General features: G+C 65.7%; 12 protein-coding genes. 7 read left to right on the top strand and 5 right to left on the bottom strand.

The window, feature by feature from the left end; translation table 11 throughout:
- Positions 1–162 precede the first annotated feature (162 nt).
- On the top strand, positions 163–1,371 hold the full coding sequence (locus tag ACTHJR_RS13540) for an ABC transporter permease (protein ID WP_440523762.1): 1,209 nt from the start codon (positions 163–165) through the stop codon (positions 1,369–1,371).
- Positions 1,368–1,619 carry a hypothetical protein gene (locus ACTHJR_RS13535; protein ID WP_440523761.1) on the top strand — a complete coding sequence of 84 codons (252 nt, stop codon included), beginning with the start codon at positions 1,368–1,370 and terminating at the stop codon, positions 1,617–1,619. Before ACTHJR_RS13540 ends, ACTHJR_RS13535 begins: the two co-directional genes overlap by 4 nt.
- 17 nt (positions 1,620–1,636) lie before the next feature.
- Here ACTHJR_RS13535 and ACTHJR_RS13530 read toward each other — a convergent pair whose 3' ends face one another.
- The 3 genes from ACTHJR_RS13530 to ACTHJR_RS13520 all read right to left on the bottom strand — a co-directional run bounded on the left by ACTHJR_RS13530 (position 1,637) and on the right by ACTHJR_RS13520 (position 3,855).
- Positions 1,637–2,239, bottom strand: coding sequence for a nucleotidyltransferase family protein (locus ACTHJR_RS13530; protein WP_440523760.1), 603 nt, complete (start codon positions 2,237–2,239; stop codon positions 1,637–1,639).
- Positions 2,226–3,092, bottom strand: a complete 867-nt coding sequence (locus ACTHJR_RS13525; protein WP_440523759.1) for an XdhC family protein — start codon at positions 3,090–3,092, stop codon at positions 2,226–2,228. The genes ACTHJR_RS13530 and ACTHJR_RS13525 overlap by 14 nt, the downstream gene beginning before the upstream one ends.
- 211 nt (positions 3,093–3,303) lie before the next feature.
- Positions 3,304–3,855, bottom strand: coding sequence for a type 1 glutamine amidotransferase domain-containing protein (locus ACTHJR_RS13520; RefSeq protein ID WP_440523758.1), 552 nt, complete (start codon positions 3,853–3,855; stop codon positions 3,304–3,306).
- A 106-nt stretch (positions 3,856–3,961) separates the two neighbouring features.
- Here ACTHJR_RS13520 and ACTHJR_RS13515 point away from each other — a divergent pair, with 106 nt between their 5' ends.
- Together ACTHJR_RS13515 and ACTHJR_RS13510 are read left to right on the top strand one after the other, a co-directional pair.
- Complete coding sequence (locus ACTHJR_RS13515) at positions 3,962–4,963, top strand: DNA topoisomerase IB (protein ID WP_440523757.1); 1,002 nt, start codon at positions 3,962–3,964, stop codon at positions 4,961–4,963.
- Between the two features lie 11 nt (positions 4,964–4,974).
- A complete protein-coding gene (locus ACTHJR_RS13510; RefSeq protein WP_440523756.1) occupies positions 4,975–6,204 on the top strand; it encodes a mechanosensitive ion channel family protein in 1,230 nt (409 codons plus the stop codon).
- 2 nt (positions 6,205–6,206) lie between these two features.
- Here the strand turns inward: ACTHJR_RS13510 and ACTHJR_RS13505 are convergent, their stop codons facing one another.
- The gene (locus ACTHJR_RS13505; protein ID WP_440523755.1) at positions 6,207–6,692 is read right to left on the bottom strand and encodes a hypothetical protein; all 486 of its coding nucleotides are present in this window, start codon (positions 6,690–6,692) and stop codon (positions 6,207–6,209) included.
- A 103-nt stretch (positions 6,693–6,795) separates the two neighbouring features.
- On the opposite strand from ACTHJR_RS13505, the gene ACTHJR_RS13500 reads away from it, so the two are divergent.
- Positions 6,796–7,407 (top strand): TetR/AcrR family transcriptional regulator, encoded by a 612-nt coding sequence (locus ACTHJR_RS13500; RefSeq protein WP_440523754.1) that lies wholly within the window; start codon positions 6,796–6,798, stop codon positions 7,405–7,407.
- Positions 7,408–7,426: 19 nt separating this feature from the next.
- Here the strand turns inward: ACTHJR_RS13500 and ACTHJR_RS13495 are convergent, their stop codons facing one another.
- On the bottom strand, positions 7,427–8,362 hold the full coding sequence (locus tag ACTHJR_RS13495; protein WP_440523753.1) for a DUF2167 domain-containing protein: 936 nt from the start codon (positions 8,360–8,362) through the stop codon (positions 7,427–7,429).
- A 383-nt stretch (positions 8,363–8,745) separates the two neighbouring features.
- On the opposite strand from ACTHJR_RS13495, the gene ACTHJR_RS13490 reads away from it, so the two are divergent.
- Together ACTHJR_RS13490 and ACTHJR_RS13485 are read left to right on the top strand one after the other, a co-directional pair.
- Complete coding sequence (locus tag ACTHJR_RS13490) at positions 8,746–9,216, top strand: MaoC family dehydratase (protein WP_440523752.1); 471 nt, start codon at positions 8,746–8,748, stop codon at positions 9,214–9,216.
- A 126-nt stretch (positions 9,217–9,342) separates the two neighbouring features.
- The coding region (locus ACTHJR_RS13485) for an acetyl-CoA C-acyltransferase (RefSeq protein WP_440523751.1) at positions 9,343–10,334 on the top strand (992 nt) is incomplete at its 3' end.

Here is a 10,334-nt window from a genome sequence, read left to right as displayed (position 1 = left end):
GGCAATCGCATATGGCGCGAAATCGATGCTCGGGCGCATGTTTCGAATCCGACGCGTCGGCGACCTGCAATTTTCGAATCCAAACGGGGCTCTTCGTGTACGATCGGAATCGAAAATTTCCATATGCGATTGCCCTGCCGTCGAGGGGGAGGAGCATAAGACATGCTCGGCACCACCTTCATCCTCGCGATCCGGTCGATCCGGCGGCACTTGCTGCGGTCGTTCCTGACCGTGCTCGGCATCGTCATCGGCGTGGCGGCGGTGGTGACGATGGTGACGCTGGGCAAGGCGACCACGCTCCAGGTCCAGAAATCGATCGCCAGCCTGGGCACCAACGTGCTGCAGATCCGCCCCGGCCAGGGCTTCGGCCGCGGCGGCGGCGGGCCGCGGCCGCCCAATTTCGATCCGCAGGACGTCGACGCGATCGCCAAACAGATCACCGGCGTCACCGCCGTCGCGCCGCAAGCGCAATCGACCGGCACCGCGATCTACGAAGGCCAGAATTGGTCGACCACGATCAACGGCACCACCGACGGCTATTTTCAGGTCCAGCCCTGGCCGCTGACCACCGGCCGCTATTTCGAGCCCGCCGAGGAAGCCGCCGGCAAGGCGGTCTGCATCCTCGGCAGCACGGTCTACACCAACCTCTACAAGACCGGTCGCGCGGTCGGTACGCGGATGCGGATCAACGGCATTTCGTGCGATGTCATCGGCGTCCTGACGACCAAGGGCCAATCGGGTTTCGGCGGCGACCAGGACGATGTCGTGATCATGCCGATCAAGGCGGTGCAGCGGCGGATGGTCGGCACCACCGACGTCCGGCTGATCCTGGTCGGCGTCGACGAAGCCTATTCGACGACGCAGGTTCAGGCGTCGATCACCGACCTGTTGCGCGAACGCCGCCACATCACCGGCGGCAAGGACGACGATTTCAACATCTTCGACACCAAGCAGATTTCCGACACGTTGAGCAGTACCACGACGCTGCTCACCAACATCGTCACCGCGGTGGCGGGGATCAGCCTGGTGGTCGGCGGCATCGGCATCATGAACATCATGCTGGTGTCGGTCACCGAGCGCACGCGAGAGATCGGCATCCGGCTGGCGATCGGCGCGGTGGCCAATGAGGTTCTGCTGCAATTCCTGGTCGAGGCGGTGGTGCTGTCGTGCCTGGGCGGCCTGATCGGCCTGCTATTGGGGCAATTGGCGATCATCCTGTTGTCGATCCTGGGTCAATTGCCGTTCCTGTTCGACGTGCAGATCAACGTCATCGCCTTCCTGATCTCGGGCGTGATCGGGGTCGTGTTCGGCTTCTTTCCGGCGCGGCGCGCCGCCTCGCTCAACCCGATCGATGCCTTGAGGCATGAATGACCACGCACGATGCGATCGCCTGGGGAATGAACCTCGTGGTGATCGCTCTGGCGCTGGGATGCGCGAGGATCGTCCAGCAGGGACTGCGCACCGGCGTCGCCCGCGGCCGCTATGGGCGGAAGACCGCGAAGGCCGACGATCCTGCGGATTACTGGCGCAAGATCTGGATGGTCGGCGGCAGCGCGGTGGTGCTGGCGCTGTTCGCCTTGGCGCTGACGATCAGGCTGATCGTGCGCGGGGCGGATTAGTTTAGCCCCAAAAAAGGTCAGCTCTCGCGACGCCCCCGCACCTGGCCGAATTTGGCCATCAGTTCGTCCAGTTCCTCTTCGGTATCGACGTCGATCAATTCGTCGGGATGGGTGACGACATGGCGGCCGGCCAGGATGAGGTCGCGCGCGCCTTCTTCGCCCTTCAATTGTTCGAGCGCGTCGAACCGGTGCGCGCCGAACAGCACCGGCGGCTTGGGATTCACGCCGTCGCTCGACGCGACGATCGACTCGGGCCCGTGGGCGGCGTCGAACAGGCGATAGATTTGCGCCGCCGTTACCCGCGGCATGTCGGCCAGAGTGATCAGCACGGCCTCGATTCCCGGGGCGCGCGCCGCCTCGACTCCCATCCGCACCGACAGCGACAGCCCTTCTTCGGGCCGCGTATTGTGGACCTCGTGATAGCCGCGCTCGGCATAATCGAGCTTCACCCCGTCGCGTACCACGACACGCCTGGCGAACGGCACCGCTTCCAATGCGGTCACGACGTGCATCCCGAGCGGCTGGCCCAGGAACATTTCGGTCAGTTTGTCGGACAGGCCGAACCGTGCCGACTTGCCCGCGGCGAGCAGGATCAGCGCGGTCGTCTCAGGCTCGATCATGCAGCGCTCCCACCATGCCGGCAGCGATCGACAGCGCGATCTCGGCCGGCCCGATCGCGCCGATATCGATCCCGGCCGGCGCATCGATCCGGTCGAGGTCGCTGGAAGAAACGCCCAGCGCGCCAAGTCGCTCCCGCCGCGCGGCATGGCTGCGGCGGGAGCCCAGCGCGGCGACATAGCCAGTCGGCGCGGCGAGCGCGGCCTGGAGCGCCGGATCGTCGATCTTGGTGTCGTGCGACAGCGTCACCACCGCAGTGGCGGGATCGGGTTTGAGCGCGGCGATCGCCTCGTCGGGCCAGCGGTCGTCGAGCGCCACACCGGGGAAGCGCTCTTCGGTGAGAAACCGGGCGCGGGGATCGATCACCGTCGTCGCGATGCCGAGTTCGCGGGCGAGTCCGGTCAGCGCCTGCGCGATCTGGACCGCGCCGACGATCAGCAAGCGGCGCGGCGGCTCATAGCGATTGACGAAGGCGGCGCCTTCGATCGGCCGCAGGCTCGACTGGCCGGTGTCGAGATCGGTGACGACGTTCAAGCCATGGCCCGACGCGCGCGCCTCGGCAATGCGGTCGAACAATTCGGGGTCGAAGCCGTCCGCCGCGACCGGCTGGACCATCACCGAGATCTCGCCGCCGCACGGCAGGCCGACTTCCCAGGCGGCGGCATCGGCGACGCCGTAGCGCTTCACCTGGAACGGCGCGCCGGCGATGACTTCGGCGGCAATGGTCAGGATGTCGGTCTCGACGCAGCCGCCGGACACCGAGCCCTCGAACCGGCCGTCGTGGTGGACGATCATATGGCTGCCGCGCGGACGCGGCGCCGAGCCCCAGGTCGAGACCACGGTGGCAAGCGCCATCGGCGCGCCACGCCAGGCCTGGGCGGTGGCGATGACGGAGTCGTTATCGGCCCTGGGAGGTCCGTAATTCCTCCCCGGCACGGGGAGGGGGACCAAGGCGCGAAGCGGCTTGGTGGAGGGGGCCCTCCCACCGGATGTGGCTTCGTGGAGGGCCCCCTCCACCACCGCCTTCGGCGGCGGTCCCCCTCCCCGGACCGGGGCGGAATTTTAATCACGCCTCCGCCAATTCCTCCTGCAGCGCCTCGATGATCGCCTTGTTGAAGGCCGGGATGTCGTCCGGTTTGCGGCTGGTGATCAGTTTCCCGTCGACCACGACTTCCTGATCGACGACGTCCGCCCCGGCATTCTCGAGATCGGTGCGGATCGACGGCCAGCCGGTCATCTTGCGCCCGTCGACCACATCGGCCTCGACCAGCAGCCACGGTCCGTGACAGATCGCGGCGACGATCTTGTCGTCGTCCATGAATTCCTCGACGATCTGCACCGCGCGGCCCTGCACCCGCATCTTGTCCGGATTGGCGACGCCGCCCGGGATGACCAGGGCATCGAATTCCTCGGTATCCACATCGCGCAGGGTCAGGTCGGGCGTGATCGTGTCGGCCTTTTCCCCGCCTTTCTCGCCCTGGATCGGATCGCTCTCGATCGAGGCGAGCGTCACTTTGGCGCCGGCGTCGAGCAGCGCCTGGCGCGGCTTGAACAATTCGTCATTCTCGAAACCGTCGGTGGCGATCATCAGCACCCGCGCGTCGGTCAAATCGGCCATGGCAATTCTCCTTGGAAATCGCCGTCTCAACCCGTCGCTCCGCCCCGGCGTTCCGGAACGAAGCGATGATCCGCGCATTTCGGAAGGCGTCCGGAAGGGAGAGCCAATGCCGCGGATCGTCTATTGCGATGACAGCATGCCGGGGATCACCCGGCGCAAGGTACGGCACGGCTGGGGCTATTGGGACGCCGAGGGCAAGCGCATCACCGATCGCGACGAGATCGACCGTCTCAACGCCATCGGCCTGCCGCCGGCTTATCATGATGCCTGGTTCTCGCCCAAGCCTAACGGCCATATCCAGGCGGTCGGCTGGGACGAGCGCGGGCGCAAGCAATATCGTTATCACCCCGATTTCCGCGCCGCGCGCGAGGCGGAGAAATACGACCGCTGCGCCGCGTTCGGCGAGGTACTGCCCAAATTGCGGGCACGGGTCGAAGCCGACCTCAAGTCACGCAAGCACAGCAAGGAGCGCACCGTCGCCGCGATCGTGAAATTGCTCGACATCGGCTATCTGCGCGTCGGCAACGAGGGCTATGCCAAGGCCAACAAGAGCTTCGGCGCGACCACGCTGCGCGACCGCCATGCCGAGATCCGCGGCCAGACGCTCAAGCTCTGCTACCGTGCCAAGTCGGGCAAGATGAAGACCCTTGTCATCACCGACCGCAGCCTCGCGCGCTTCGTCAAGAAGTGCCAGGACCTGCCCGGCCAGCAATTGTTCCAGTACGTCAATGGCGACGGCCAGCCGCACGGCGTCAGTTCGACCGACGTCAACGATTATATCCGCGAGGCGACCGGCGACGATTTCACCGCCAAGCATTTCCGCACCTGGGGCGCGAGCGTCATCGCGTTCGAGGCGCTGGCCCGCGCCGATCACGACATCGGCCTGAAGACGATGCTCGAGCCGGTCACCGAAGCGCTCGGCAACACGCCGGCGATCGCGCGCAAATCCTATGTCCATCCATCACTGATCGCGCTCGCCAAGGGCGACCAGGCGGCATTTCGTGAGCATCTCGATCTGCCGCGCGCGACCCGCTATCTCGACCGTTACGAACGCGGTCTGATCGCCTTCCTGACGGGCGAGACAGGGTCGCGACGCAAGGCGGCCTGAAGGACGATTTCATGAGTAACAATATCGCGCCCAAGACGGCCGCGCCGCCGATCGCCGACCTGCCGTCGCATGTCGGCAACCTCTATCACCAGACGTTCGACTGGCTGATCGGCAATTGGCTCGAGGCATTGATCGCCATCGCCATCGGCGTGCTGATCTTCCTGCTGCTGCATTTCGCCAAGTCGCTCGGCAACCGGCTGTGCCGCCGCGATACCAGCGGCAAGGGCTGGTATTCGGTGTTTGGCCGCGCAATCGCCAAGACCGGCAATTTCTTCATGGCGATGACCGCCGCCGAACTGGTCCTGGCGGGCGCGGCAGCGTCGCATCCCCCAGCCACGCTGGTTTCGGCGATCCGGTTCCTGTTCACTGTGGCGGCGGTGTTCCAGGGCGCGATCTGGGCGCGCGAGATCATTCTCGGCGCGATCGAGCATCGCACCGCGGCGAGCGAAGACCATGGCGAGACGCTCGCCAATGCGATGGGCCTGATCCGCCTGTTCGTGACCTTCGCCCTGTTCGCGATCGCGCTGATCATGGTGCTCGGCAATCTCGGCGTGAACGTCAGCGGGCTGATCGCCGGCCTCGGCGTCGGCGGCATCGCTATCGGTCTCGCCGCGCAGAGTATCTTCGCCGATCTGTTCGCGGCGATCGCGATCATCTTCGACCGCCCGTTCCGGCGCGGCGACGCGATCACTTACGACAAATCGGCGGGCACGGTCGAATATATCGGCATGCGCTCGACCCGCATCCGCGGCGCCAATGGCGAGGAGCGGGTGATCGGCAACAAGAAGTTGCTCGACTTCGAGATCGTCAACAATTCGCGCCGCGAATATCGCCGCGTCATCTTCACCCTGGACGTCATCCAGACGACGCCGGTCGAGCAGCTCGAGGAGTTGCCCCATCTGCTCAAGCAGATCGTCGAGGACCATGGCCAGAAGTTCGTCCGTGCCGGCTTCGCGGCATTCGTGCCGCAGGCCTATCAATTCGACCTGGAGTTCGATTCCCCGACGGCGGTGTTCCAGGACATGTACGACGCGCGGCATTCGATCGGGTTGGCGATCGTCAAGCGCTTCCAGGACGAAGTCATCGCGCTGGTCTATCCGGCGCAGACCGGAATATCGGCGGCCGATTCGGGCGTGACTTGGCCGAAGCGCAAGAAAGCGCACCGCGGTCCCGACGACAAGGTCGCGCCGCCGCCGTCATCGGGGGACCGTTCGGTCGGCGACCAGGATGCGCCGGGCTGAACTCAGGCAGGAACGGCGGGGGGCGGTCCCTTGGCGAGCATCGCCTGGTAGCCCGAAATGGTGAGTCCTTCGCGATATTCGCGCTGCATCTCGGGCGTCAGCACTTCGGCGAGCACGCGGCCTTCGATCCACAGCTCGATCACCCCGAAGATGCCGCCGCGCTTGCGATATTTGGCCGGCCAGCCCTCGCGCGCCGCGATCGCCTCGACCGCGGCGGTATCGAGCGCGGTCGCCATCGCGAACTGGGTCGCGGTGCGGCCGGGCCTGTCGCAAATCGCGCCGACCGCGTCGGCGTCGCCGGGCGCTTCGAACAATTCGGTGCCGCGCGGATAGATTTCGACGGTGGTACGGCGATCGTCGCCGGCCATCGCCACCCAGCTCCCGGTCATCACCGGCGGAAAGGGAAAGGCCTGGCCACCCCATAATTCGGCGATCACTTCGGCGACATGCCGCGGATCGTCGGCGTCGATCGACAGATGGAACAACATTTTCGGTCTCCCCGAGTCGTTTGTCGAGACCACAATTACGAATGGCACAAAATGTGTCAACAACAATTTGACACTTTTTGTGCCATGGCTAAAGAAGGCCGCCATGGCCCCCGTTCCCGCCCCTCGCGAACCCTCTTCCAGCAACAGCCAGACGCGCGACCGGATCGCGGACGCGATGCTCGAACTGATGGCCGATGGGAACCATCTCAATCACGATGCCGTGGCGGCGCGCGCCGGGGTGTCGCGGCGCACCGTCTACCGCTATTTCCCGGACCAGGACGCCCTACGCCACGCCGCCTGCGTGCGGATGAGCCCCGGAGGGAAGATCCCCGACACGTTGGACGACCTGCTCGGCGGGCTCGAGGCACGCTTCGCCAAGTTCGACCGCAACGCGGCGGCGATGACCGTCGCGCTGGCGAGCGCCGAAGGCCGGGCGATGCGCAATCAGCTCAAGGTCGAACGCGACATCACCTATCGCGGCATGTTCGGAAACGAGGTCACGGCGCTCGGCGAACCCGACCGCAGCCGGGCGATCGCCGTGATCCAATTGCTGTCGAGCGGGTTCGTCTGGCGCGAAATGCGCGACCAGTGGGACATGCAGGCGCGCGACATGGCGATCGCCGCCAATTGGGCGATCGCCGTGTTGCGCGCGGATTTGCGCCGGCGCGGCGACAAGCCGCTTGCCGAAGGTGATGCGGAGGGGTCGGTCGAATGACCTATCCCGTCGAGCCGCCTCAGGCCACGCCCGCCTGACCCCCGTCGTCGCCGCCACCGCGACGGAACATCCGCTTGATCCGGCCCCAGCCCGCGGCGAGCGGCACGAGCAGCAGGACGAACCCCTTTTTGAGGAAGATCAGCAACAGCGCGAGCAGACCGAACTTCTTGGCCACCGCGACGCCGACACCGGCGGCGACGAGCCCTGCCAGCCCATAGCCCGCCGCCTTGTCGGTCGACGCATTATATTCGGCATAGGTCGATCCGCTGTTGAAGGTGGCGACCTTGCCGAAATCCGCCGCTGCAGCGCGCACCTCCGACAAATGCGGCATGTCCCACAGCATGTTCATGCTCAGCACGCCTTTGCGCCCGAGCACGCGAACGTCGTAATTGAGGGCGTCGGCGGGCGCGCCGTCGATCTTGAAATCCCGTGCCCAGATCAGCGAATGCTGCGCCTTGTCGTAGGACGGCGGCTGCGCCCAGCCGACGATGTGCATGCCGGGATAGCCCTGCTGCTTGCGTTCGGCATTGTCGTCGGCCTCGCCGGCGCGGAGATCGTCGAGCACCTTGTCGTAATTGGCGGTCGCGGCGTCATCGTCGGTGACATAGCCGGTCCCGTTCCAGGTGATCACCGCTCCCCAGCTGTTGTCGAGAACGGTCTTGTCGGCGGGCATCACGATGCCGAGCACATCGTTTGCGAAGCTGGGCGGATTGCCCCAAATCTTGACCAACACGTCCTTCGCCTCGGCGGCGTCGAGGAAGTAATATTTGCTGCCCAGATGAAGCACCGCATCGGCGCCGGAAACGACGACATCGCCGGTGCGCTTGTGCAGGCCCTTTTCGAATGCCGTCGGGTCGGCGGGCGCCCCCGGCGCCGCGGGATCGGCCCGGGTCGACGTTATCGGCGCGCACGCCATCGCAATCGCCAGCGCACTCGCCGGCATCCACTTCCGCATTCCAACAGCCCCCTGTTTCGAGTCGGTCGACCGCGGCAGGAGGCCGTCGAATCGCGTGCCCCGTCAAGCCGGTTGCGCCTCCGCCGTTCATCGGGAAACGGATTCCGCCACCCCAACCGCGGCGTGGGTCGCTGCGGCGGTCCGTTCGCGTTCCCTCGCCGCGACGATCACCTTGCTGAAGGCCGAGTCGCGTCCGGGCGCGCCCGACGAAATACGATTTTAGAAGGTCCGGTTCGGCGCGACACGCCCTTTTGCTGCTCGGCGCAAGAGTGAATGACGTAGCGTCAACGCCGATCTTCAAAATTACGGTCAAGTCGGGCTTGCTTCCCGTGGCCGGGCGCGCCTAGGGTTTTTCCGCGCTGCAACACATTTAGGGGAATCCCGTGGCCACCACCGCCGACACGATCACCATCCAGCAGCTTGCCGAGCAGATCGGCACGGAGCGCGTCTCCGACTGGGTCGAGGTCAGCCAGGAGATGATCGACAAGTTCGCCGATGCGACCGGCGACCATCAATTCATCCACGTCAATCCGCAGATGGCGGCGATGACCCCGTTCGGCGGCACCATCGCGCACGGCTTTCTGACCTTGTCACTGATGCCGCTTCTGTCGTCCAAGGTCGCCGACCAGCCCAAGATCGAGGGCGTCAAGATGGGCGTGAATTACGGCGGCAACAAAGTCCGCTTCATCACCCCGGTCCGCTCGGGCAAGCGCGTCCGCGGTCGCTTCAAGCTGCTCGAACTGATCGAGAAGCGCCCCGGCCAGTGGCAGCAGACCAACGAATTCACCGTCGAGATCGAGGGCGAGGAAAAGCCCGCCTTGATCGCCGAATGGATCAGCCAGATTTTCGTCTAATCCCCGGGAATAGCCCCTCCCCTTCAGGGAGGGGTTGGGGTGGGGCTGAGTCTCCAGCGACACGCCCCCACTCCCCCACCCCAAACCCCTCCCCTGAAGGGGAGGGGCTTCAAGAGGAAGAAGCCCATGCGCTCCGCCGTCATCGTCTCCACTGCCCGCACTCCGATCGGCCGCGCCTATCGCGGCGGGTTCAACAACCTTCCCTCGCCGACGCTCGCCAGCCATTCGATCAAGGCCGCGGTCGAGCGCGCCAAGATCGATCCCGCCGAAGTGCAGGACGTGGTGTTCGGCGCCGCGCTGCAGCAAGGCGTCCAGGCCGGCAACATCGCCCGCCTCGCCCTGCTCCGCGCCGGGCTGCCGGTCACCGTCTCGGGCATGTCGCTCGACCGCCAGTGCGCCTCGGGCCTGATGGCGATCGCGACCGCGGCCAAGGAGATCATCGTCGATAACATGGACATCGCGATCGGCGGCGGCGTCGAGTCGATCTCGATGGTGCAGACCCCGCAGATGCGCGTCGGCCGCGACGACGAGCTGCTGGCGATGCACAAGGACGTCTACATGCCGATGCTGCAGACCGCCGAGGTCGTGGCCAAGCGCTACAATATTTCGCGTGAGGCGATGGACGAATATTCGCTCCAGTCGCAGCAGCGCACCGCCGCCGCGCAGCAGGCCGGCTATTTCGACGCCGAGATCGTGCCGGTCACCGCGACCATGGCGATGACCAACAAGGAGACCAAGGAAGTCACCCATCACGAGGTCACCGTCACCAAGGACGAGGGCAATCGTCCCGAGACCTCGATCGAGGGCCTGCGCGGGTTGCAGCCGGTGCTCGGCCCCGACTTCACCATCACCGCGGGCAATGCCTCGCAGCTGTCGGACGGCTCGTCGGCCAGCGTGCTGATGGAAGAGAAGCTCGCCGAGAAGCGCGGCCTGACCCCGCTCGGCCGCTATGTCGGCATGGCGGTCGCCGGCACCGAGCCCGACGAGATGGGCATCGGCCCGGTCTTCGCGATCCCGAAATTGCTCGAGCGCACCGGGCTCAAGATGGACGATATCGGCCTGTGGGAGCTGAATGAGGCGTTCGCGGTGCAGGTGCTGTACTGCCGCGACAAGCTCGG

It is taken from the genome of Sphingomonas sp., assembly GCF_051962185.1.
GTDB lineage: Bacteria > Pseudomonadota > Alphaproteobacteria > Sphingomonadales > Sphingomonadaceae > Sphingomonas.
This window is presented reverse-complemented; position numbering and strand designations above follow the sequence as displayed.